The sequence below is a fragment of the Notoacmeibacter marinus genome, assembly GCF_002238045.1.
GTDB classification, from domain to species: Bacteria; Pseudomonadota; Alphaproteobacteria; order Rhizobiales; family Rhizobiaceae; genus Notoacmeibacter; species Notoacmeibacter marinus.
In genome coordinates, this window is the sequence record NZ_NBYO01000002.1 from 796,405 (window position 1) to 818,350 (window position 21,946).

Here is a 21,946-nt window from a genome sequence, read left to right on the forward strand (position 1 = left end):
TTTTCCAATAAAAATCACGTTTGGGAAAGACCGTCTTCTGTGGACAGCCCGCCACGCAATCGACCACTTACCTTGGGTCACACCTTGTCATCCGATCAATTCTGGCGTTTGTTGCCGCCAAGGCTACGCCCCACGGCCTTTCTTTCCCGCGGAGGCGAAGCCCTTGCCAAGAAGCAAGAATATCAACGTTGGGAGACGTCATATCATGAAATTCAGTCGCAAAATTCTAGCCGCGACCGCCCTGACCGCCGCAATGGCGATCGGCATGCCGCTGGCCGCGCAGGCCAAAACGCTGGTCTACTGCTCGGAAGGCTCGCCCGAAGGGTTCGACCCCGCGCTCTATACCGCCGGCACGACATTCGATGCCTCGTCGAAGGCCGTCTACAACCGCCTCATGCAGTTCAAGCCTGGCACGACCGAACTGGAGAACGGCCTCGCCGAGAGCTACGAAGTCTCCGACGACGGGCTGGAATACACCTTCAAGCTTGCGCCGGGCGTAAAATTCCACACCACCGACTACTTCACGCCGAGCCGCGATCTCAACGCCGATGACGTGATCTTCTCGTTCGAACGCCAGTTGAAGGAAGACAACGCGTTCAATCAGTATGTCGAGGGCGCATCCTGGGAATATTTCAACGGCATGAGCATGCCGGAGCTGATCGAATCGATCGAGAAGGTCGACGACATGACGGTCAAGTTCAAGCTGACCCGTCCGGAAGCGCCGTTCGTGGCGAACCTCGCCATGGACTTCGCCTCCATCCTGTCCAAGGAATATGCCGACCAGCTGGCCGAGGCGGGCAATGAAGCCGACCTCAACCAGAAGCCGGTGGGCACCGGCCCGTTCCAGTTCGTCGCCTATCAGCCCGACGCCGTCATCCGCTACAAGGCCCATCCGGATTATTTCCGTGGCAAGCAGCCGATCGACGATCTGGTCTTCGCCATCACGACGGACACCTCCGTGCGCCAGCAGAAGCTGAAGGCCGGCGAATGCCAGGTCATGCCTTACCCGAACCCGGCGGATATCGAGAGCCTGAAGGGTGACGACAATTTGCAGGTCATGGAACAGGAAGGCCTGAATGTCGGCTATCTGGCCTACAACACCAAGGTCGAGCCGTTCGATAAGCCGGAAGTGCGCAAGGCGCTCAACATGGCCATCAACAAGCAGGCCATTCTGGACGTCGTCTTCCAGGGCGCCGGCGAGGCGGCCAAGAACCCGATCCCGCCGACGATGTGGTCCTACAATGAGGCCATCGAGGACGATGCCTACGACCCCGAAAAGGCCAAGCAGATGCTGGCCGATGCCGGTGTCGAGAACCTTTCCATGAAGGTCTGGGCGATGCCCGTGGCGCGCCCCTACAACCCGAACGCCCGTCGGATGGCCGAGCTGATCCAGGAGGATTTCAGCAAGATCGGCGTCGATGTGGAGATCGTCTCCTATGAATGGGGCGAGTATCTGGAGCGCTCCAAGGCCGAAGACCGCGACGGCGCGGTGCTGCTGGGCTGGACCGGCGACAATGGCGACCCGGACAACTTCCTTGCCGTGCTTCTGGGTTGCGACGCCGTGGGTGGCTCCAACCGCGCCCAGTGGTGCAATGAGGAGTTCAACGACCTTATCACCAAGGCCAAGAGCGGCACGCAGGAAGAGCGCGCCGAGCTCTACAAGCAGGCTCAGGAAGTCTTCAAGCGCGAGGCGCCTTGGGCAACCATCGCCCATTCTGTGACAGTCATGCCGATGAGCAAGAACGTCACCGGATATAAGCAGGACCCGCTCGGAGGCCACGCCTTCGAGGGCGTCGACATCGCCGAATAAGGTTGGCCGGGGGCCGGGTGAAAACCCGGCCCCCGATCCATTCGCGAACCCATGCTCCGCTTTTTCCTCCACCGGCTCGGTCTGCTGATCCCAACCTTCATTGGGGTCTCGATCGTGACCTTCGCCTTCATCCGCCTCATTCCGGGCGATCCGATCCTCATGCTGGCTGGCGAACGCGGCATGAGCGCCGAGCGCTACGCCGAACTGCGCAGCCTCTACGGCTACGACCAGCCGCTCATCGTTCAGTATTTCGACTATGCCTGGAGCGCGCTGCAAGGCGACCTCGGCACGTCGATCGTAACGAAGCGTCCCGTTCTGGAAGAGTTTTTCACGCTCTTTCCCGCCACGATCGAACTGGCGACGGTCGCGATCATCATCGCCGTCGCCGTCGGCATTCCGCTCGGCGTTCTGGCTGCCGTCAAGCGCGGTTCCTGGCTCGATCAGGGTCTGATGGGTGTTGCGCTGGTCGGCTATTCCATGCCGATCTTCTGGTGGGGGCTTCTGCTGATCATCCTCTTCTCCGGTATCCTGCAATGGACGCCGGTATCGGGGCGCATCTCGCTTCTCTACTTCTTTCCGCCAGTCACCGGCTTCATGCTGATAGACAGCCTGCTGTCCGGCCAGGCCGGCGCCTTCAAATCCGCGCTCAGCCATCTGATCCTGCCGGCCATTGTGCTGGCGACGATCCCGCTTGCCGTCATCGCGCGCCAGACCCGCTCCGCCATGCTGGAGGTGCTCGGCGAGGATTATGTCCGCACCGCGCGTGCTAAGGGCATGCCGCCCCGCCGGGTGATCGGGCTGCACGCGCTTCGCAACGCTTTGATCCCCGTCATCACCACAATCGGCCTTCAAGTTGGTGTGCTACTGGCCGGTGCCATTCTCACCGAGACGATCTTCTCCTGGCCGGGCATCGGCAAGTGGATGGTCGATAGCGTGTTCAAGCGCGACTACGCCGTGGTGCAGGGCGGCCTGCTGCTGATCGCCGGCATTGTCATGGTCGTCAATCTTCTGGTTGACGTCACCTATGGCCTCGTCAACCCGCGCATCCGGCACTGAGGAACCGATATGGTCCATATTGAAGCACAGGAATCGGACGCTCATACCAAGCCCGCCGGCGAAGTCACTGTCTGGGCGATCCGCCGGCAGCGTGCGAGCGAATTCTGGCACTATTTCTCGCGGAACAAGGGCGCGGTCATCGGGCTCGTCGTCTTTGTCGCCATCGTCCTGATCGCGATCTTCGCGCCGCTCATCGCGCCCTACCATCCCGCCGCGCAGGATCGCAGCGCGCTTCTCCTGCCACCCGTCTGGCAGGAAGGCGGCTCCAGCGCCTATCTTCTCGGTACCGATGCCGTGGGCCGAGACCTTCTGTCGCGCCTGATCTATGGCGCGCGCTTCTCGCTATTCGTCGGTCTGTTCGTCGTTACCCTTTCGGTCTCCGTGGGCGTGATCGTCGGGCTGATCGCCGGCTGGTTCGGCAGCTGGATCGATACTGCCATCATGCGAGTCATGGACGTGATCCTTGCCTTCCCGTCGCTTCTTCTGGCGCTGGTGCTGGTCGCGATTCTCGGGCCGGGTCTCATCAATGCGATGATCGCGATTGCGCTCATCCTGCAGCCGCATTTCGTGCGCCTGACGCGCGGTTCGGTCCTCGCCGAAAAACGCCGCGAATATGTGACGAGCGCCGAAGTCGCCGGCGCCGGCATCCTGCGGCTGATGTTCATCACCATTCTGCCGAACTGCCTGGCGCCGCTGATCGTGCAGGGCACGCTCGCCTTCTCCAATGCCATTCTCGACGCCGCCGCGCTCGGCTTCCTCGGCATGGGCGCGCAGCCGCCGACACCCGAATGGGGCACCATGCTGGCCGAGGCGCGCGAATTCATTCTGCGGGCCTGGTGGGTCGTCACCTTCCCCGGCCTTGCGATCCTCACCACGGTGCTGGCCATCAATCTGATGGGCGACGGCCTGCGCGATGCGCTCGACCCCAAGCTGAGGGAGAGCTGAGCATGCCCCTACTCGATATCGAGAACCTTTCCGTCACCTTCGCCACGGCGACAGGGCCGTTCCGCGCCGTCGACAATGTCTCCCTCTCCTGCGATGGCGGCGACATCCTCTCAATCGTCGGCGAGAGTGGCTCCGGCAAGTCGGTCTCCATGCTGGCATTGATGGGCCTGCTGCCCTTCACGGCGACAGTGACGGCCGACCGGCTCGAATTCGATGGCAGGGATTTGATGGCGATGAAGACGCGCGAGCGCCGCAAGCTGCTCGGTCGCGACATCGCCATGATCTTTCAGGAGCCGATGAGCAGCCTCAATCCCTGCTTCACGGTGGGTTTCCAGATCGGCGAATCGCTGCGCAAGCATCTCGGTCTTGGCCGCGCCGAGCGCAAGGAGCGGACGATCGAGCTGCTGTCGCTCGTCGGCATCCCCTCGCCCGAAACCCGCCTGTCGCAATTTCCCCATCAATTGTCGGGCGGCATGAGCCAGCGCGTCATGATCGCCATGGCGCTGGCCTGCAATCCGAAGCTTCTGATCGCCGACGAACCGACGACGGCGCTCGACGTCACCATCCAGGCGCAGATCCTCGATCTTCTGGCCGATCTGCAGAAAGAGCGCGGTATGGCGCTGATCCTGATCACGCACGATATGGGCGTGGTGGCGGAAACGGCGCAGCGCGTGCACGTCCAATATGCCGGCCAGCGCGTCGAGGAGCAGGATGTGCGCCCGCTGTTCGAAAGTCCGCACCATCCCTATACCGCCGCGCTTCTGTCGGCCCTGCCCGAGCGGGCGACCAAGCATGGCCGCCTGCCGGCCATTCCCGGCAAGGTTCCGGGCGCCGATGACCGGCCGAATGGCTGCCTTTTCTCGCCCCGCTGCGCTTTCACCACCGATCTTTGCAGGCGCAGCGTCGAGCGGCAGGGCGCGGAATTCGGACATGCGCTGTGTAACTATCCGCTCGAGCAGGGCGTGCCGCGGGGCCATCCCGATCCCGAACATATCGGTCAGGCCATGGCGGAGATGATGGAATGAGTATGGCGCAGCCCAGTGACGAAACCCCGGTTCTCCGCACCCGTCATGTCGGTGGTGAAGAGCCCCTGCTGGTTGCCCGCGACCTGAAGCAGCGCTACGAGGTCTCGCGCGGCCTGTTCCGCGAAAGCGGCACCGTCCACGCAGTCGATGGCGTCTCCTTCGATCTGCATGCCGGGCGCACCCTCGCCGTGGTGGGTGAGAGCGGCTGCGGCAAATCGACCCTCGGTCGCATGGTCACCATGATCGAAGAGCCCGTCGAAGGCACCATCACGATCGATGGCAAGCCGCTCGACCGCTCCTCCGCCGAAATGCGCAAGGCGGTGCAGATCGTTTTTCAGAACCCCTACGGCTCGCTCAATCCGCGCCAGAAGATCGGCGCGATCCTCGAAGAGCCGCTGAAGATCAACACAGATGAAGATGCGGCAAGCCGGCGCGACAAGGCCAAGGCGATGCTGGAGCGCGTCGGCCTGCGCGCCGAGCATTACCAGCGTTTCCCGCATATGTTCTCCGGCGGCCAGCGCCAGCGTATCGCCATCGCCCGTGCACTGATGCTCAACCCGAAGGTCCTGGTACTGGATGAACCGGTTTCCGCGCTCGATGTGTCCATTCAGGCGCAGGTCCTCAATATCCTCATGGATCTGCAGGACGAGTTCGGCCTGGCCTATCTCTTCATCAGTCACGATCTGTCCGTCGTGCGGCACATCGCCGACGAGATCATGGTCATGTATCTCGGCAAACCCGTGGAAGTTGGTGAAGCGGAAACCGTCTTCAACCGGCCGCGCCATCCTTACACGGCCGCGCTTCTGTCCGCGACACCGGTGGCCGACCCGTTTGCCGAAAAGAACCGCATCCGGCTGGAAGGCGAACTGCCCTCGCCCCTCAATCCGCCGGAAGGCTGCAACTTCAATCCGCGCTGCTTCAACGTGATGGACCGATGCCGGAAAGAAGAGCCGCCGCTGGAAACGATGGACGAACGCCTCTGCGCCTGCTTCAACCCGGTCGACGTCAAGGTTGTCGGCACGGCCTAGCCGCCGAGAGGGCTCACCGCTTACTGGCGGTCGGGCGTGCCCGAGCGATGCTGCCCGCCAACCCAGACCAAAGCGATATTGGCGCGGCTGGCCGTGAACAGAATCGTCTGCAGAACCTGATCGCCCTCATAAAGATCCGGCCAGAGCCGGATCGTGCCGGACACCGCCTCCGGATCGATCATGATCGCGTCGAACTGAAAGCCCGGCGCAAAGGCGCCGACCGGAAGACCGACCGCGGCGCCGCCGCCTGCCGTCGCCAGATGAAACGCCTCGCGAAAATCGATCCGCACATCGCCCTGTGTGGAGCGTTCATCGCGACCGAGCGACGGGTCGGTGCCGCGTTCCAGCTGGCGGGCGCTGGAAACTGTGCTGCGAACGCTGTCGAACATGCTGGCCGACGGACCCCCCGAAATATCGGTACCGAGTCCAACGCGCAGCCCCTTGCGCAGAGCCGCCTTGAGCGGAAACACCGCGTCGGAGAAGTAGATATTGGAGAGCGGGCAATGCGCCACCGCCGACTGGCGCACCTCGATCACCTCCATGTCGCTCGCCGAAAGGAAGTTGCCATGCGCCAGCACCGTGCCGGCGCGCAGTAGCCCGAACCGGTCGAGGCTTTCCGTATCGCTCATACCGTGCCGGTCGATCACATAGCCGTGCTCCCAGTCGCTTTCGGAGCAATGGGTCTGCGTGTGGCAATCATGGTCCTTGGCCAACGCGCCGAGTTCGGCAAGCAGATCGTCGGTGCAGGACGGGATGAAGCGCGGCGTGACGATGGGCCGAACGAGGCTGTCCTCATTGTCCGGATGGCCGCGGATATGCTCGATCAGGCCCGCCGTGGCCTTCAACGCGGCATCGACGCTCTTATCGCGATAGTAGTCGGGGCACTCCGCCGGATTGTCCATCGCGACCTTGCCGACGAAGGCACGCTGGCCCTTTTCGATACAAAGATCGGCGAGAAGACGGTTCGCTTCGTCATGAATGGTGCCGTAATAGACCGCCGTGGTTGTGCCGGACGCCAGTAGGTCGTCGACCAGAACCGTATAGGACCGCCGGGCGAAGGCGAGATCGGCATAGCGTGCTTCCAGCGGAAAGGTATGGCTCTGCAGCCAGACCTCAAGCGGCACGTCCAGCGCATTGCCGAGCTGCGGATATTGCGGCGCGTGGATGTGCAGATCGACGAATCCGGGCAGCAGAATGGCACCATCCGGCAGATCGACCAGCGCACCGCCATCCGTCGCAGCGCGGAGCGCCTTGTCATAGTCCGGCTCGCCGGGTCGATGAACGGCTTCGATCACGCCGTTCTCGTCGATCGCGATCAGGCTATCGGCGAACGAATCGACCTCACCGCAAACCGGCGCATGAAACCCGGACGCCCGGAGCGTCTTGCCGCGAAGATTGTTCATAGCCGCCTATTCTCGTTCCCGGCGGTTAGGGAAGAAGCCCCAATTCCGCATCTGGTTTGTTCGACCATAACAACTTCAACAACCGACAATGAACAACCCTTTGCGCGCAGAGGGTCTTTTTGCAAAACCAGTGCAGGACGGCAGCGCCCGCGGGTAAGCATTTTCATCCTCCGGACCGCTCGTGGCAACACCGCCGTGACAAATCGGCAACAGCGACACCATGGCTCGAAATCCGTTGATCCATATCAAATTATTCCTATGGTGCAGGTCTAGCGTCCCGGCGTCGAAAACAAAGCGATTAGAGGGGTTTAATCATGATCGCTAAAACTCTCGCCCGGACCGGCCTTACGGCTCTCGGACTCGTCATGGCCGCATCTCCCATGGTCTACGCGGCGGATTACACCGACTATACGCAAACGTCCGTTGCGCCGAGCCGCTGGCAGGTCCGCGCACGCGCTGTCGGGGTCATCATCGAAGACAGCGGCAACATCGATCAGGTGCCCGGGTCCGATCTGGAATTCTCCGATTCCATCATTCCCGAACTCGACATCACCTATTACTTCACCCCGAATATCGCCGCCGAACTGATCCTCGGCACGACGAAGACGAATATCGAGGAAGACGGCGCTGGCCTCGGCGATGTCGGCTCCACCTGGGTCCTGCCGCCCACACTGCTGCTGCAGTACCACTTCACCAATTTCGGCGCCTTCAAGCCTTATGTCGGCGCTGGCGTCAACTACACCATCTTCTTCGAGGAAGAGGGCGACGGTCCGCTGGCTTCGCTCGATATCGACGATGCCTTCGGCGCGGCCCTGCAGGTCGGTTTCGACTACATGTTCACCGACAATTGGGGCATGAACTTCGACGTCAAGAAGCTGTTCGTCGAGACGGACTGGGAAGGCCGCGACGCCGCCGGCAATCTGTTCACCGGCGAAGCCAACATCAATCCCTGGATGATCGGCACGGGTATCACCTACCGCTTCTGATCGGGGGAACGATCCGGCAGCTTGAAAACAAGTTGCCGGGCCGCGCGGCCTTACGGAAACTGAGCGGGGGGTCAGCTCCAGCGCGGCTTTCGCTTGTCCAGAAATGCGGCGATGCCCTCCCGGGCCTCGTCGGCTTCCCACGTATCGGCAAGCTGCTCGATGGTCGCCTCGATCACCGTCTCGTCGATCGTCGGACCGAGCGAGCGGGCCAGGCGCTTGGCCCGCCCGACAGCCCCACGCGGCAATTTCAGATAGGGCGCCACCTCCGCCTCCACGGCTTCGGACAGATCCGCCGCCGGCACGGCGCGCGCCACCATATCCAGCGCCGCAGCCTCCACGCCGCCGAACAGACGCGCATTCATGAAGACGCGCCGCGCCCTGCCCTCGCCCATTCGCGCCAGCACGTAGGGGCTGATGGTTGCCGGAATGATCCCGAGCCGCGTCTCGGTGAAGCCGAAGCGGCAATCCTCTGCCGCGATGGCGACGTCGCAGATGCAGGCCATGCCGACCCCGCCGCCCATGGCCACGCCTTCGATCCGGCCGATCAGCGGCACGGCCATCTCGTTCAGCGCCTTCAGCATGAGGGCCAGACGCCGCGCTTCCGCCATCCGGCCCGCCCGGTCGGCCTCGATCTGCGTCATCATCCAGTTCAGATCCGCCCCGGCGCAGAACGTGCCTTCGGAGCCGGAGAGCACCACCGCGCGTATGCTCTGGTCCTCTTCGGCCAGCCGGGCGAAGGCGGTCAGCTCGTCCATCATCGTGGCGGAAAGCGCGTTCTTCCTGTCCGGCCGGTTCAGGGTCAGTGCCGCGACCCCCCGATCATCGACGGCAACGGCCAGCGTCTCGAAATCCGTTTTCATGGCGAGGTCTCCGTTTCTTCCGAAGCGAGCTGGCGCAGGCGCCCGCGAATGATCTTGCCCGTCGTCGTCATCGGCATCTCATCGATGAACCGGACGATACGCGGATATTCGTGCGCCGCCAGGCGCGCCTTGACGAAGTGCGCGATCTCTTCGGCCAGATCGTCAGACGGCGCGACGCCCTCGGCGGGCACGATGAAGGCGGCGACCACATGGCCGCGCAGCGGATCGGGCCAGCCGATGACGCCGGCAAGCTGAACCGCCGGGTGGCGCAGAAGGCAATCCTCCACCTCGGCGGGACCGATCCGGTAGCCGGCGGACGAGATCACGTCGTCGTCGCGCCCGACGAAGCGGATGCGCCCATCGTCTTCCAGCACGCCGCGATCGCCCATCAGCATCCACCCATCGCGAACATCGCCGGTCACGAATTTCTCGGCGGTCGCCTCGGGCCGGTTCCAGTAACCGAGAAACATCACCGGATCGGGCGCCCGCACGGCGATCGCGCCCTCTTCGCCTGCCGGAAGGATGGCGCCGTTTTCGGCGTCCACCACCGTCACCTCATGGCCGGGCGCGGGCCGGCCCATAACGCCAGGCTCCGCCGGCTCCAGCGCGGCGCAGGAGGACACGACCATGTTGCACTCGGTCTGGCCATAGAATTCGTTGATGGTGACGCCCAGCGCCTCGCGCCCCCAGTCGATGAGTTCGGCGCCGAGCGTTTCGCCGCCGCTGGCGACCGAGCGCATTGCAACCGCAGGCCGTGCATCCGCCGGCACCTGCCGCATCATCTTCAGCGCGGTCGGCGGAAGGAAAGCGTTTCGGATCTCGTGCTCGGCGATGAAGGCGAAGGCCGCCTCGCCGGTGAACTTTCGGAAGCGGTGGGCAACGACCGGCACGCCGTGATGCAGCGCCGGCAGCAGCACGTCGAGCAGGCCGCCGATCCAGGCCCAGTCCGCCGGTGTCCAGATGCGGTCGCCCGGCTGCGGCAGGAAATCGTGGCTGATCTCGACGCCCGGCAGATGGCCGAGCAGAACGCGGTGGGCATGAAGGGCACCCTTCGGCGCGCCGGTCGTGCCGGATGTGTAGATGATCAGCGCCGGGTCGTCCGCCGCCGTATCGACAGGCGCGAAATCCTCCGGCCCCTCGGCGCAGAAGGCCGCGTAATCCTCGCAGCCGTCCTGCGGCCCGTCGACGCAGAGCACGAGCCTGAGATCGGGCAGGTCGGCGCGTAACGGTGCCAGCTTGGTCGCGCCTTCGGCATCGGTGATGACGACCGAAGCGCCGGAATCGGCCAACCGGTGCAGGAGCGCCTCCGGTCCGAAGAGCTTGAAAAGCGGAATGGAGATCGCGCCGAGCTTGAAGGCGGCGATATGGGCCACCGCCGTTTCGATCCGCTGCGGCAGCAAAACGCCGATCCGGTCGCCATGCGCGTTGTCGGCGCGCCGTCCGATTCCCCGTGCGGCCAATGCGCCCGCCAGCCGGTTCGACAGGGTCTTGAGGTCGCCGAAACTGTAGCGGCGCACCGCGCCGTCAGGCCCGACATCGACAATGGCTTCGCGCTGCGGTTCCGCATCCGCCCAGCGGTCGCAGACATCGACGCCGATATTGTAGCGCGCGGGGATCGCCCAACGAAACGCGTCGCGAACGGCCTGCCAGTCCGCACCGGCGGTCAGCACGTCGCTCTCAGTGTGCGCGCGAACCGGCTGGCCTCGGCCAGCGCCGCCTGATCGATCCCTGTCACGAACCCTTCCGCTTCGAGCATTTCGACCACCGCTTCGGTCGCGACATTGCCCTTGGCGCCCGGCGCATAGGGGCAGCCGCCAAGCCCGCCGGCGGAAGCGTCGAAGGTCCGCAGCCCGTTCTCCAGGCTGACGCGGATATTGGCGAGGGCGCGTCCGCCCGTATCGTGATAGTGACCGGCGAGCTTATCGGCCGGCAGACGCTCCAGAACCGCCTGCAGCATGGCGGCAACGCTCTCGGGCGTGCCCTGCCCGATCGTATCACCGAGCGAGACTTCATACACGCCGAGCGCCTCCAGATCGGCCGCGACCTGCGCGACGGCATCCGGCGCGATGGCCCCCTCATAGGGGCAATCGGTGACGCAGGAGACGTAGCCGCGCACGGGTAGACCGGCCTTGCGCACTGCCTCGACGATCGGGGCGAACCGCTCCAGGCTCTCGGCGATGGAGCAGTTGATGTTCTTCTGACTGAAGCTTTCCGACGCGCTGGCGAAGATGGCGACCTCATCGGCCTTCGCCGCGATGGCGCGCTCCAGCCCCTTCATGTTCGGCGTCAGTGCAGTGTAGAGCGTGCCGGCGCGCCGGTCGATGCCCGCCAGAACCTCCGCGCCGTCGGCCATTTGCGGCACCCATTTCGGCGAGACGAAACTGGCGGTCTCGATCTTCCGGAAGCCGCAGGCCGAAAGCTTGTCGACCAGCGCGATCTTCCGGTCGGTCGGAATCGGCGTCGCTTCGTTCTGCAAACCGTCGCGCGGCGCCATTTCGAAGAGAAGAACCTCGTCGGCCATGCGATCAGCCCTCTTCCGGTTCCAGTTGCAGCAGCAGTGCGCCCTGCTCGACCTGATCGCCTTCGCCGACCATCAGTTCGGCGATGACGCCATCGCGTGGCGCGGTCAGCGAATGCTCCATCTTCATGGCTTCCAGCACGATCAGCGTGCGCCCCTTCTCCACGCGATCGCCGCTTGCCGCGTTCACCTGCCGGACAAGGCCCGGCATCGGCGCGATCAGACCGTCGCCGCCCGCATCGTCCAGCGCAGCGGCCGGATCGTGCCGGGTGAAGCTGTGCGTCTGACCGTTTCGAGAGATCGTGATCGTCGAGCCGCTACGAACCACGGTCGCCCGGCTCATCAGGCCATCGCGATGGACGGTCAGCGCGCCGTCATCGCCAACCGCCACGTTGTCGAAATCGACTGTCGCGTCCGGCAGCACGACATGGCGGGTGCCGTCGCGCCGTCGCTCGACGGCGATTTCGATCTGCCCGCCCTCCCCATCGTCGAAGAGAACGATCTGCCGCGCCGGTCCGAAAAGCCGGAAATTATGAAGCGCGGCGAACGGATCGGCGGCGTCGGCCGATGCCGCGCCCGGCGTCAGCATGGCGAGGGCGGCCAGCGCCTTCGTTTCGGCGTCAGCCTCCACGCGGGCCGTCAGTTCGTCCTGTTTACGGCCGATCAGACCGGTATCGACATCGCCGGCCGCGAACTCGGGATCGTCCGCCAAACGCGACAGAAAGGCGCGATTGGTAACGGAACCGGTGATGATCGTCTCATCCAGTGCGCGTTTGAGCTTCGCCAGCGCGCTGGCGCGATCGGCACCGTAGGTGATGATCTTGGCGATCATCGGATCGTAATGCGGGGTGATCGAATCGCCCTGCCGAACGCCCGTATCGATGCGGACATCCTCCGTCTCCGGCGCGAAGACCAGCGTGTCCAGATCCCCCGTGGCCGGCAGAAATCCGGCCTCGGCATCCTCGGCATAGAGCCGCGCTTCGAAGGCGTGGCCCATCAGTTGCAGATCGTCCTGCTCGAACGGCAGCTTCTCGCCATTGGCCACGAGGATCTGCAACGCCACCAGATCGAGGCCCGTCACATATTCGGTGACCGGATGCTCGACCTGCAGCCTTGTGTTCATCTCCATGAACCAGAAACGGTCCGGGTGCAGCCCGTCCGACGCATCGACGATGAATTCCACCGTGCCCGCGCCGGAATAGTTCACCGCCTTGGCGGCTTGCACGGCCGCTTCGCCCATCGCGGCGCGCATCTCTTCGGTCATGCCGGGTGCCGGCGCTTCCTCGATCACCTTCTGGTGGCGACGCTGCAGCGAGCAGTCGCGCTCGAACAGATGAACGGCATTGCCGTGATTGTCGCCGAAGACCTGCAGTTCGATATGGCGCGGCTTGTCGATATATTTCTCGATCAGGCAGGTGGGGTCGCCGAAGCTGTTCTGCCCTTCGCGCCGCGCGCTGGCGAACGCTTCCTCGAACTCGTCTTCCCGCTCCACACGGCGCATGCCCTTGCCGCCGCCGCCGGCCCGCGCCTTGATGAGAACCGGATAGCCGATCTCGCCGGCGATGGCCTTCAGCGCGGCGGGATCCTGCTCCTCGCCATGATAGCCGGGAACGACCGGAACACCGGCCTTTTCCATCAGCGCCTTGGCCTGATCCTTCAGTCCCATGGCGCGAATGGCGTCGGCGGACGGGCCGACGAAAATCAGCCCGGCCTTCTCGACCGCCTCGACGAAATCGGGGTTTTCGGACAGGAAACCGTAGCCGGGATGGATCGCATCCGCCCCGGTGCGCCTGGCCGCTTCGATGATCGTGTCGCCCTTGAGGTAGCTTTCGCTGACCGGGGCCGGCCCGATCCGCACTGCTTCGTCCGCCATGGCGACATGCATGGCGTTGGCGTCGGCGTCGGAATAGACGGCGACGGTCGCGATGCCCAGATCGCGCGCTGTGCGCATGACGCGGCAGGCGATTTCGCCGCGATTGGCGATGAGGAGTTTGTTGATGCTCATATCTTTCTCCTCACATCCGGAACAGGCCGAAGCGCGTGTCGTCGATCGGCGCGTTCAGCGTGGTGGCGAGCGATAGCGCCAGAATGTCGCGGCTTCTGGCGGGATCGATCACGCCATCGTCCCACAACCGCGCCGATGCGTAGAGCGGGTGGCTCTGGCGGGCGAACATCTCTTCGGTCGGCTTGCGGAAGGCGGCTTCGTCCTCGACGCTCCATTCCTCACCACGCTTTTCCATGGCCTGGCGCTTGACGATCGCAAGCGTCTGCGCGGCCTGCTCGCCGCCCATCACCGCGATGCGGCTGTTCGGCCAGGACCAGAGGAACCGCGGCGAATAGGCGCGGCCGGCCATGCCGTAATTGCCGGCGCCGTAGGAGCCGCCGACGATCATCGTGATCTTCGGCACGGCGGTGGTCGAAACGGCGGTGACGAGCTTGGCGCCATGGCGCGCGATGCCGCCCGCCTCGGCCTGCCGTCCCACCATGAAGCCGGTAATGTTCTGCAGGAAGAGCAGCGGGATCTTCCGCTGGCTGCACAGTTCGACGAAATGCGCGCCCTTCACGGCGCTGTCGGCGAACAGCACGCCATTATTGGCCAGGATACCGACCGGCATGCCGTGCAGATGGGCGAAGCCGCAGACGAGCGTTTCGCCGAACCGCGCCTTGAACTCGTCGAAGCGCGAGCCGTCCACGATCCGCGCGATGATCTCGCGAATGTCGAACGGTACCTTCGGATCGGCCGGCACGAGGCCCATGATCTCGGACGGATCGTAGGCCGGCGCCTCCGGCGTGGTCAGATTGAGCGGCGCACGCTCCGCCGGCGCCAGATTGCCGACAATCCGCCGCGCGATGACAAGCGCATGGGCGTCGTTCTCGGCCAGATGATCGGCGACGCCGGACAGGCGCGTATGCAGATCGCCGCCGCCCAGTTCCTCCGCCGTGACGGTTTCGCCCGTCGCGGCCTTCACCAGCGGCGGACCGGCCAGGAAGATCGTCCCCTGTTCCTTGACGATGATTGTCTCGTCGCTCATCGCCGGCACATAGGCGCCGCCCGCGGTGCACGAGCCCATGACGACGGCGATCTGGGCGATGCCCTTGGCGCTCATCTGCGCCTGGTTGAAGAAGATGCGGCCGAAATGATCGCGGTCGGGGAAAACCTCGTCCTGATTGGGCAGGTTCGCGCCGCCGGAATCGACCAGATAGACGCAGGGCAGCCGGTTCTGTTCGGCGATCTCTTGTGCGCGGAGATGCTTCTTGACCGTCAGCGGGTAATAGGTGCCGCCCTTCACCGTGGCGTCATTGGCGAGCACCATGACATCGCGGCCCATGACGCGCCCGATGCCGGCAATCGCGCCCGCCGCCGGCACTTCATCGCCATAGAGGCCGTTCGCCGCCAGCAGGCCGATTTCGAGAAAGGGCGAGCCCGGATCGAGCAGGTTCTGCACCCGGTCGCGGGGCAGCATCTTGCCGCGGGACAGATGCCGCTCGCGGGACCGTTCGCTGCCGCCTTCGAGCGCCCGGTCGGCAATCTGCCGCACCGCCGCGAGTTGCTCTTCCATCGCCTTTCGGTTGGTCTCGAATGCCTCGGACCGTGTGGCGATCTGGCTTGTAAGAAGCGCGCTCATGCCGTCTCCGTGAACAGTTCGCGGCCGATCAGCATACGGCGGATTTCGCTCGTGCCGGCGCCGATTTCGTAGAGCTTTGCGTCGCGCAGGAAGCGGCCCGTCGGATATTCGTTGATGTAGCCATTACCGCCCAGCGCCTGGATGGCTTCCAGCGCGACCTGGGTGGCCTTTTCCGCCGCGTAGAGAATGCAGCCGGCCGCGTCCTTGCGGGTGGTCTCGCCCCGGTCGCAGGATGCCGCCACGGCATAGACATAGGCGCGGCACGCATTGAGCGTGACATACATGTCGGCGACCTTGGCCTGCATCAGCTGGAAGGTGCCGATCGGTCGACCGAACTGTTCGCGCTCGTGAATATAGGGGACCACCACGTCGAGGCAGGCCGCCATGATGCCGAGCGGGCCGGCGGCGAGGACGACGCGCTCATAGTCGAGCCCGCTCATCAGAACGCGCACGCCGCCATTCTCCTCGCCCAGAATGTTCTCATAGGGCACCTCGCAATCCTCGAAGACGAGTTCGCAGGTGTTGGAGCCGCGCATGCCCAGCTTGTCGAGCTTCTGCGCGGTCGAAAACCCCTTGAAATCCTTCTCGATCAGGAAGGCGGTGATGCCGCGCGGCCCGGCATCCGGCTCGGTCTTGGCATAGACCACCAGCGTATCGGCATCCGGCCCGTTGGTGATCCACATCTTGTTGCCGTTCAGGATGAAGCGGTCATTGCGCTTTTCAGCCCGCAGCTTCATCGACACCACATCGGAGCCGGCGCCCGGCTCGCTCATGGCCAGCGCGCCGACATGCTCGCCGGAAATCAGCTTGGGCAGATAGGTCTGCTTCTGCTCTTCGGTGCCGTTGCGCTTGATTTGGTTGACGCAGAGATTGGAATGGGCGCCGTAGGACAGGCCGACCGAGGCCGAGGCGCGGGAAATCTCCTCCAGCGCCACGCAATGGGCGACATAGCCCATATCGACGCCGCCATACTCTTCCGAAACGGTGACTCCAAGAAGGCCCAGATCGCCCATCTTCTTCCACAGATCGTTCGGGAACTGGTTGGTCTCGTCGATCTCGGCAGCGCGCGGCGCAATCTCGGCGGCGGCAAAGCGCCGAACCATGTCGCGAAGCGCCTCGATGTCGTCACCGAGCGCGAAATTCATGGTCTGATCGAACATTATTTGTCTCCTCCCGCCGGATCATTTATGCCGACGCTCTGCATTGTCATCTGTACGTAACCCTCGATGGTTTCTCGCCGACCGAGCCGCCCGCCCTCGCGGTACCAGACCGTGACGCCCGTCATCATGGCGATGATGGCGCGGGTCTGGACGGCGATGTCGGGGATGCGGAATGCGCCCTGCGTCGCGCCATCGGTCAGAATACCGCGAAGAACGGCTTCGTAGCGGTTGCGAAGGGCATGAACGCGCTGCCGGTGGTCCGGCTCCAGGCTGCGCAGTTCCATATAGGCGATGAACACGTCGTCCGGCTTGTCGATATGATAGCCGACATGGAAGCGCACGAAGGCCGCCAGGCGGGCAACCGGGCCATCCAACCCGTCCAAAGCCTCGTCGAGCGCTTCGATCAGCGTCTCCATATGCCCGGTCATCAGATCGGCGAGAAGGTCCTGCTTGCTGGCGAAATGGTTGTAGATCGCGCCCTGGCGCACACCCACAGCCTCGCCGATGTCGCGCATCGAAACGGCCGCATAGCCGCGCTCGGCAAACAGCCGCAGCGCCTCACGGCGCACTTCGTTTCGCGTATCGGGCCGTTTGGTCTTCAGCACCGTGGGCGTTGCCTCAATATATGAATGGTCGTTCATTCATGACACTTGGCTCGGCAGATTGCAAGCCGCTTTCCGCTACGCCAGATAGGTGGATACGGCGTGGTTCGATCTACCTGGTCTAGGACTGAAGCCTATTCCGCCGCTTCTTCCCAACACGCCTTTCGGAATGACGGGGGTGCGAGCGATCCGCGACGTTCCTGCCGCCAGCCTATCGGTTTGCCTGCGAGGGGGAATACGCCATTACTAAACGTCATCCTGAGCCGTTTACGCGACCGGTGCCCATGTTTCGGACTGGCCGCTGACATGCGCCCTTAGCGCATCGGCAAATGTCTGCGGCTCCTTTATGGGCCACATATGGTCGCGACCATGCAGAATACGTGGATAGACGTTCGGCAACTGCCGTGAGAGCCGGTCAGGAGCGAAGCGGATCGCTTCGGGCTCCGCTTCCCCGGCAATCGCCATAAGAGGCAAGCTCAGCGCTTCAAGCCTGGCGGGCGGCTTAAATTCGACGACCTGAATGCCGGCGCGACGGATCGTCCGCGACGATATCGCCCCGGCTCCCTCGACAAAGCGCTTCTGAACCGCTTCATCACCGAACACGGCGGCAAAACGCCGCAGAAGTGGCGGCACCCTAATGACAAAACCATTGACGACATAGGCGAGCTTCAGGAGGTTCGGGCGCGGTGGTGGCGTGACATGAAACCCGGATAGGACGGCACTGGCGAAACGCTCCTGCCGCAGGGTGAGGAGTATGAGACCCACATAGGCGCCGAGCGAATGGCCGGCGAGATGCAGTGGCCGATCCTCCGGCAAACTGTCGACCAACTCCGCTACGCGTGCGGCGGTATCGTCGAGGGAGCGCCACTGCGTGTCGCAGCTCCCGCCGTGGCCGGGAAGATCGGGAACGACCGCTCCATATTCGCGCAGCGCTCCGATCACCGGGTCCCAGCTCCATCCCGCAACTCCCAGACCGTGCAGATAGAGGATCATCGGCGCCGCGTCGGACTTGTCATGAAACGAACAGGAGAGCATCGGAGAGTCCTTTTCGGCAACTTTTGGAAGGGAACTTATGCGTCGCAATGTCCGCCAATAACGCATTTGCGGGCATAATCGGTACATGATCACGCGCCATATTGGGACCACCGCGATGACCACATTGCCGGATGCGCGCTTCGTGACCACAATCTAGGGGCCGGCCCACTCCACGGGGCTGGCGAACACATAGCCCGCGCCATAGACGGTCCGGATCAGATTCGATGTCTTCGGCGTGTCGTTCAGCTTCTTGCGAAGCCGGGAAACGCGCACATCGACGCTGCGGTCGAACGGCTCCTCGCCGCTGGCGAACAGGCGTTCCAGAAGGAAATCACGCGTGATGACCCGGCCCGACGCATTCAGGAAGGCGCGCAGGATCTCAGCCTCGGCCTTGGAAAGCGACTGCACCCGCCCGTCCGGCCCGGTCAGCTCATAAGTGGTGAAGTCGGCCTGCCAGCCGGCAAACCGGGCAACAGCATGTTTACCGCCGGAACCGCCCTCCGTCTCGGCAGGCAATGCGACATGGCGTGCGCGCCGCAAAACACTTTTGACGCGGGCGACAAGCTCCGCCGGTTCGACCGGTTTTGGCAGATAGTCGTCCGCCCCCTGCTCCAGTCCTTTCAGGCGGTCGTCCAGCGTGCCCCGGCCGCTGACGACGACGGTCGGAATGGCCGCCGCGCCCAGCCGCTCGCCGAGAATGGAAAGACCGTCGCCATCCGGCAGCCCGAGATCGATGATGCAAAGCGACGGCGTTTCATCGCCGAGCGCGGTGCGGAAAGCCGAAAGACGCTGATAGTGGCGCACCTCCATCCCGGCCTCTTCCAGGGCGCGGCGAAAGACATCGGCGAGATCGCGCTCGTCCTCAAGCAGATAGATGAGGTTCTCGCCGCTCAATTCATCGTCTCCCGATCGGCGTTGCGCATCTCCTCGACCCGCGCGACCGCGATGGCCAGGGTCGCCGCGATGCCTGCTGCATCGACGGGTTTATGCATCAGCGGAACGCCCGCCGGCAGTGCCCCGTCCATCGCCTCCGCGCCATAACCGGACAGCAGCGCCACTGGCAAGGTCGGCCAGCTGCGCCGGATGGCCACGGCCAAAGCCAGCCCGCCCATCACCGGCATGGAAACGTCGGAGACCACGGCGGCAATTCCCGGCACGCCCTCGAGCAGATCGAGCGCCTCCGCCCCGTTCGACGCCTCCAGAACATGCGCGCCCGACGCGACCAGATCGCGGCGCAGCACATGGCGGACGGCCTCTTCATCGTCGACCAGCAGCACCAGCTTGCCGGTCAGCGGAAAGGTCGGCGTCGCTCCGGCCACGCCATCCTCCTGCTCGGCTCCGCTGGCGTTGGCGGATAGATCGGCTGCCGGCAAGGTCAGCGTGAAAACCGTGCCTTCTCCGGGTTCGCTCGCCACCGCGATCGTTCCACCGGAATCGGTGACGAAGCCCTGCACCATGGTCAAGCCGAGCCCGCTTCTCTCCTGTCCCGGCTTGGTCGAATAGAAGGGCTCGAAAATGCGCGCCCGGCGCGTCTCATCCATGCCCTCGCCATCGTCGGAGACTGTGATGGCCACCGTGCCGTCGATCCCGGCTTGCGTGCCAATGGTGATCGTGCCTCGTCCACCGATGGCGTCGGCCGCATTGATGACGAGGTTGATAAGGCTGGTTTCCAGCAAGGCCGGGTCGGCATGGGCAAGCGGTGTATCTGACCCGCAATCCAGAACGAGTTCGGTGTCTTCGCCGATGGACGGACGCACCAGGTCGGCAATGGTCCGTGCACAGTCGCAAAGATCGATGGGCACCGGCGAGAGTGGCTGCCGCCGCGCCACCGCCAGGAGCCGGCGCATCAGATCGGCGCCCCGTCGCGTGGCCCGTATCGCCGGATCGACCATCTCGCGGCGCAGATCGTCGTCGCCGATGCGCTCGGCGAGCGGTTTGAGATTGCCGAGAATAATGGTCAGCAGATTGTTGAAATCATGCGCGATGCCCGATGACAGTTGGCCGAGCGTCTCCATCTTCTGCGCCTGTGCCAGGGCCGTCGCCGCCATCTTCTCGCGGGTGATGTTGACCGTCAGCACGTAGAAGCCGTTGACGCTGTCGTCCGCCGCGCGGTCCGGCCGCAGAAAGGTGCGGGTTTCCAGGGTTCGCCCGTCCGGAAAGTGGATCGGAATGTCGAAGGTTTGCGCGTCGCCCATTCGGGCGCGGGCGAAGAAGGGTTGCACCCGCGCCCAGGTATCCGGGGACAGAATGTCGCGCTCCGATCTGCCGACCAGATCGTGCATGTCGAGCTGATAGGCCCGCGCAAACCGCCGATTGACGAAACGGAAGATGCCGTCGACATCGAGATAGGCGATGCCGGCAGGTACTTCGCTGGCGATGGAACGGAGCCGCTCTTCGCTTTGCCGAAGCTCTTCCGTGCGTTTCAGAATGCGTCGTTCCAGTTCCAGTTCGCGACGTCGCTGCACCGTGATGTCGGAATAGAGCGTGGCGAACCCGCCTCCGGGCAATGGCCAGCCCGAGACGTTCAGCACCACGCCGTTCGGCCGAACCCGCTCCAGCGTGTGGCTGCGGAACAGACGCGCCGTGCGCACCCGTTCCGCCACCATGTCCTCCACTTCGCCCGCGCCATATTCGCCGCGCATGGCGTTCCAGCGGATCAGCGCCTCGAACGGCGTGCCGGGCCGGCTCAGCTCTTCGGGCAGATCGAGAAGATCGCAGGCGCGCTCATTGACGAAGACGAGCCGCAAATCGGCGTCGAACAGGGTCAGACCCTGATCAATGCGGTCCAGTCCCGCCTTCAGCATGTCGAGCGTATCGGGTAAAAACTCCACGGACATTGCGCCGCAGGCCTCCTCTCTCATTCCTGCCCGGAACGTGCCAGCGAAGAGCGCCTTTGGCAAAGCCCTCCCAAGGGCGAATGCGATTTTGCCGGCAATTGCGTCGGCTGCAAAACTCTGGAAACAATTATTGCCGAGCGTAGAAACACGGCGCAGGGAGGAACGCGGACGAGGCCTTACGGGCCCGGCCCGCACATTAGGCGTCTACGGGAGGATTCTGTTTGGCGGATCACGACAACACGCTTCTGCGGGTGGATGGTGTTTCACTACGGTTTGGCGGCGTGAAGGCGCTGAGCGACGTCAATTTCGATGTGCGCAAGGGTGAATTGTTCTCGCTCATCGGACCGAACGGCGCCGGCAAGACATCGATGCTCAACTGCATCTCCGGACGCTATCGTCCGACCGAGGGCAAGATCGAATGGCGCGGCAACGATCTGCTGAAGCATTCGATCAACGACCGCGCCAATCTCGGCATCGGGCGCACCTTCCAGAACCTCGCCCTGTTCAGTCATATGAGCGTTCTGGACAATATTCTGGTCGGCCGCCATCACCGGTTGAAGAACAATTTTTTGACCGGCATGGCCTATTGGGTCGGCGGCGCGCGGCGTGAGGAACTGAACGAGCGGCGCTACGTCGAGACCATCATCGACTTCCTTGAAATCCAGCACGTCCGCAACGAGTCGGCGGGCATTCTCTCCTACGGCCTGCGCAAACGGGTCGAACTGGCGCGCGCCATGGCGATCGAGCCCGAACTGATCCTTCTGGACGAACCGATGGCCGGTATGAATCTGGAAGAGAAAGAGGACATGGCGCGCTTCATTCTGGCGCTTCGCGAGGAGTTCGCCATGACCATCATGATGATCGAACACGATATGGGCGTCGTCGTCGACCTGTCCGACCGCGTGGCCGTTCTGGATTTCGGTAGGGTGATCGCCGCCGGCCAGCCTGAGGATGTTCTGGCCGACGAGCATGTGAAGAAAGCTTATCTCGGCGAGGATGACGAAATGCTGCACGCCCTTGCCGAAGAGCAGGAAAGGGCCTCAGCATGAACGCGC

The 21,946-nt window shown here is 63.9% G+C and carries 18 protein-coding genes; 7 read left to right on the forward strand and 11 right to left on the reverse strand.

Annotated elements, in window-relative coordinates; genetic code table 11:
- The first annotated feature begins 205 nt into the window (after positions 1 to 205).
- Genes B7H23_RS11930 through B7H23_RS11950 form a run of 5 tightly spaced genes read left to right on the forward strand, consistent with a single transcriptional unit; the run spans position 206 to position 5,864 of the window.
- The gene (locus B7H23_RS11930; RefSeq protein WP_094077593.1) at positions 206 to 1,810 is read left to right on the forward strand and encodes an ABC transporter substrate-binding protein; all 1,605 of its coding nucleotides are present in this window, start codon (positions 206 to 208) and stop codon (positions 1,808 to 1,810) included.
- Between the two features lie 51 nt (positions 1,811 to 1,861).
- Positions 1,862 to 2,866, forward strand: coding sequence for an ABC transporter permease subunit (locus B7H23_RS11935; RefSeq protein WP_094077594.1), 1,005 nt, complete (start codon positions 1,862 to 1,864; stop codon positions 2,864 to 2,866).
- 9 nt (positions 2,867 to 2,875) lie between these two features.
- Positions 2,876 to 3,811, forward strand: coding sequence for an ABC transporter permease subunit (locus tag B7H23_RS11940; protein ID WP_094077595.1), 936 nt, complete (start codon positions 2,876 to 2,878; stop codon positions 3,809 to 3,811).
- Between the two features lie 2 nt (positions 3,812 to 3,813).
- Positions 3,814 to 4,836 carry an ABC transporter ATP-binding protein gene (locus B7H23_RS11945; RefSeq protein WP_094077596.1) on the forward strand — a complete coding sequence of 341 codons (1,023 nt, stop codon included), beginning with the start codon at positions 3,814 to 3,816 and terminating at the stop codon, positions 4,834 to 4,836.
- Between the two features lie 2 nt (positions 4,837 to 4,838).
- Positions 4,839 to 5,864 (forward strand): dipeptide ABC transporter ATP-binding protein, encoded by a 1,026-nt coding sequence (locus tag B7H23_RS11950; protein WP_094077597.1) that lies wholly within the window; start codon positions 4,839 to 4,841, stop codon positions 5,862 to 5,864.
- Positions 5,865 to 5,884: 20 nt separating this feature from the next.
- Here the strand turns inward: B7H23_RS11950 and guaD are convergent, their stop codons facing one another.
- On the reverse strand, positions 5,885 to 7,267 hold the full coding sequence (gene guaD, locus B7H23_RS11955) for a guanine deaminase (RefSeq protein ID WP_094077598.1): 1,383 nt from the start codon (positions 7,265 to 7,267) through the stop codon (positions 5,885 to 5,887).
- 314 nt (positions 7,268 to 7,581) lie between these two features.
- On the opposite strand from guaD, the gene B7H23_RS11960 reads away from it, so the two are divergent.
- Positions 7,582 to 8,253, forward strand: coding sequence for an OmpW/AlkL family protein (locus B7H23_RS11960; RefSeq protein ID WP_094077599.1), 672 nt, complete (start codon positions 7,582 to 7,584; stop codon positions 8,251 to 8,253).
- Positions 8,254 to 8,324: 71 nt separating this feature from the next.
- On the opposite strand, the gene B7H23_RS11965 is transcribed toward B7H23_RS11960, so the two are convergent.
- The 10 genes from B7H23_RS11965 to B7H23_RS12010 all read right to left on the reverse strand — a co-directional run bounded on the left by B7H23_RS11965 (position 8,325) and on the right by B7H23_RS12010 (position 20,891).
- Positions 8,325 to 9,113 carry a crotonase/enoyl-CoA hydratase family protein gene (locus B7H23_RS11965; protein ID WP_094077600.1) on the reverse strand — a complete coding sequence of 263 codons (789 nt, stop codon included), beginning with the start codon at positions 9,111 to 9,113 and terminating at the stop codon, positions 8,325 to 8,327.
- Positions 9,110 to 10,783 (reverse strand): AMP-binding protein, encoded by a 1,674-nt coding sequence (locus B7H23_RS11970; RefSeq protein ID WP_094077601.1) that lies wholly within the window; start codon positions 10,781 to 10,783, stop codon positions 9,110 to 9,112. The genes B7H23_RS11965 and B7H23_RS11970 overlap by 4 nt, the downstream gene beginning before the upstream one ends.
- Positions 10,777 to 11,634 carry a hydroxymethylglutaryl-CoA lyase gene (locus B7H23_RS11975; protein ID WP_094077602.1) on the reverse strand — a complete coding sequence of 286 codons (858 nt, stop codon included), beginning with the start codon at positions 11,632 to 11,634 and terminating at the stop codon, positions 10,777 to 10,779. The genes B7H23_RS11970 and B7H23_RS11975 overlap by 7 nt, the downstream gene beginning before the upstream one ends.
- A 4-nt stretch (positions 11,635 to 11,638) precedes the next feature.
- Positions 11,639 to 13,636 carry an acetyl/propionyl/methylcrotonyl-CoA carboxylase subunit alpha gene (locus B7H23_RS11980; protein WP_094077603.1) on the reverse strand — a complete coding sequence of 666 codons (1,998 nt, stop codon included), beginning with the start codon at positions 13,634 to 13,636 and terminating at the stop codon, positions 11,639 to 11,641.
- A gap of 10 nt (positions 13,637 to 13,646) precedes the next feature.
- Complete coding sequence (locus tag B7H23_RS11985) at positions 13,647 to 15,257, reverse strand: carboxyl transferase domain-containing protein (RefSeq protein WP_094077604.1); 1,611 nt, start codon at positions 15,255 to 15,257, stop codon at positions 13,647 to 13,649.
- A complete protein-coding gene (locus B7H23_RS11990; RefSeq protein WP_476703828.1) occupies positions 15,254 to 16,402 on the reverse strand; it encodes an isovaleryl-CoA dehydrogenase in 1,149 nt (382 codons plus the stop codon). Before B7H23_RS11990 ends, B7H23_RS11985 begins: the two co-directional genes overlap by 4 nt.
- Positions 16,403 to 16,416: 14 nt before the next feature.
- Positions 16,417 to 17,058 (reverse strand): TetR/AcrR family transcriptional regulator, encoded by a 642-nt coding sequence (locus B7H23_RS11995; RefSeq protein WP_094077606.1) that lies wholly within the window; start codon positions 17,056 to 17,058, stop codon positions 16,417 to 16,419.
- A gap of 228 nt (positions 17,059 to 17,286) precedes the next feature.
- Complete coding sequence (locus B7H23_RS12000; RefSeq protein ID WP_158215831.1) at positions 17,287 to 18,054, reverse strand: alpha/beta fold hydrolase; 768 nt, start codon at positions 18,052 to 18,054, stop codon at positions 17,287 to 17,289.
- Between the two features lie 153 nt (positions 18,055 to 18,207).
- A complete protein-coding gene (locus tag B7H23_RS12005) occupies positions 18,208 to 18,948 on the reverse strand; it encodes a response regulator transcription factor (RefSeq protein ID WP_094077608.1) in 741 nt (246 codons plus the stop codon).
- The gene (locus B7H23_RS12010; RefSeq protein WP_158215832.1) at positions 18,945 to 20,891 is read right to left on the reverse strand and encodes a hybrid sensor histidine kinase/response regulator; all 1,947 of its coding nucleotides are present in this window, start codon (positions 20,889 to 20,891) and stop codon (positions 18,945 to 18,947) included. The genes B7H23_RS12005 and B7H23_RS12010 overlap by 4 nt, the downstream gene beginning before the upstream one ends.
- 245 nt (positions 20,892 to 21,136) lie before the next feature.
- Between B7H23_RS12010 and B7H23_RS12015 the strand changes: the two genes are divergently transcribed.
- Positions 21,137 to 21,940 (forward strand): ABC transporter ATP-binding protein, encoded by an 804-nt coding sequence (locus tag B7H23_RS12015; RefSeq protein WP_094077779.1) that lies wholly within the window; start codon positions 21,137 to 21,139, stop codon positions 21,938 to 21,940.
- The last annotated feature ends 6 nt before the right edge of the window (positions 21,941 to 21,946 follow it).

What these genes read in the sequence shown, in the direction of transcription:
- B7H23_RS11930 (WP_094077593.1), top strand. Translation starts at nt 206, where the DNA reads ATGAAATTCAGTCGCAAAATTCTAGCCGCGACCGCCCTGACCGCCGCA.
- B7H23_RS11935 (WP_094077594.1), top strand. Translation starts at nt 1,862, where the DNA reads ATGCTCCGCTTTTTCCTCCACCGGCTCGGTCTGCTGATCCCAACCTTC.
- B7H23_RS11940 (WP_094077595.1), top strand. Translation starts at nt 2,876, where the DNA reads ATGGTCCATATTGAAGCACAGGAATCGGACGCTCATACCAAGCCCGCC.
- B7H23_RS11945 (WP_094077596.1), top strand. Translation starts at nt 3,814, where the DNA reads ATGCCCCTACTCGATATCGAGAACCTTTCCGTCACCTTCGCCACGGCG.
- B7H23_RS11950 (WP_094077597.1), top strand. Translation starts at nt 4,839, where the DNA reads ATGGCGCAGCCCAGTGACGAAACCCCGGTTCTCCGCACCCGTCATGTC.
- guaD (WP_094077598.1), bottom strand. Translation starts at nt 7,267, where the DNA reads ATGAACAATCTTCGCGGCAAGACGCTCCGGGCGTCCGGGTTTCATGCG.
- B7H23_RS11960 (WP_094077599.1), top strand. Translation starts at nt 7,582, where the DNA reads ATGATCGCTAAAACTCTCGCCCGGACCGGCCTTACGGCTCTCGGACTC.
- B7H23_RS11965 (WP_094077600.1), bottom strand. Translation starts at nt 9,113, where the DNA reads ATGAAAACGGATTTCGAGACGCTGGCCGTTGCCGTCGATGATCGGGGG.
- B7H23_RS11975 (WP_094077602.1), bottom strand. Translation starts at nt 11,634, where the DNA reads ATGGCCGACGAGGTTCTTCTCTTCGAAATGGCGCCGCGCGACGGTTTG.
- B7H23_RS11980 (WP_094077603.1), bottom strand. Translation starts at nt 13,636, where the DNA reads ATGAGCATCAACAAACTCCTCATCGCCAATCGCGGCGAAATCGCCTGC.
- B7H23_RS11985 (WP_094077604.1), bottom strand. Translation starts at nt 15,257, where the DNA reads ATGAGCGCGCTTCTTACAAGCCAGATCGCCACACGGTCCGAGGCATTC.
- B7H23_RS11990 (WP_476703828.1), bottom strand. Translation starts at nt 16,402, where the DNA reads ATGAATTTCGCGCTCGGTGACGACATCGAGGCGCTTCGCGACATGGTT.
- B7H23_RS11995 (WP_094077606.1), bottom strand. Translation starts at nt 17,058, where the DNA reads ATGAACGACCATTCATATATTGAGGCAACGCCCACGGTGCTGAAGACC.
- B7H23_RS12000 (WP_158215831.1), bottom strand. Translation starts at nt 18,054, where the DNA reads ATGCTCTCCTGTTCGTTTCATGACAAGTCCGACGCGGCGCCGATGATC.
- B7H23_RS12010 (WP_158215832.1), bottom strand. Translation starts at nt 20,891, where the DNA reads ATGTCCGTGGAGTTTTTACCCGATACGCTCGACATGCTGAAGGCGGGA.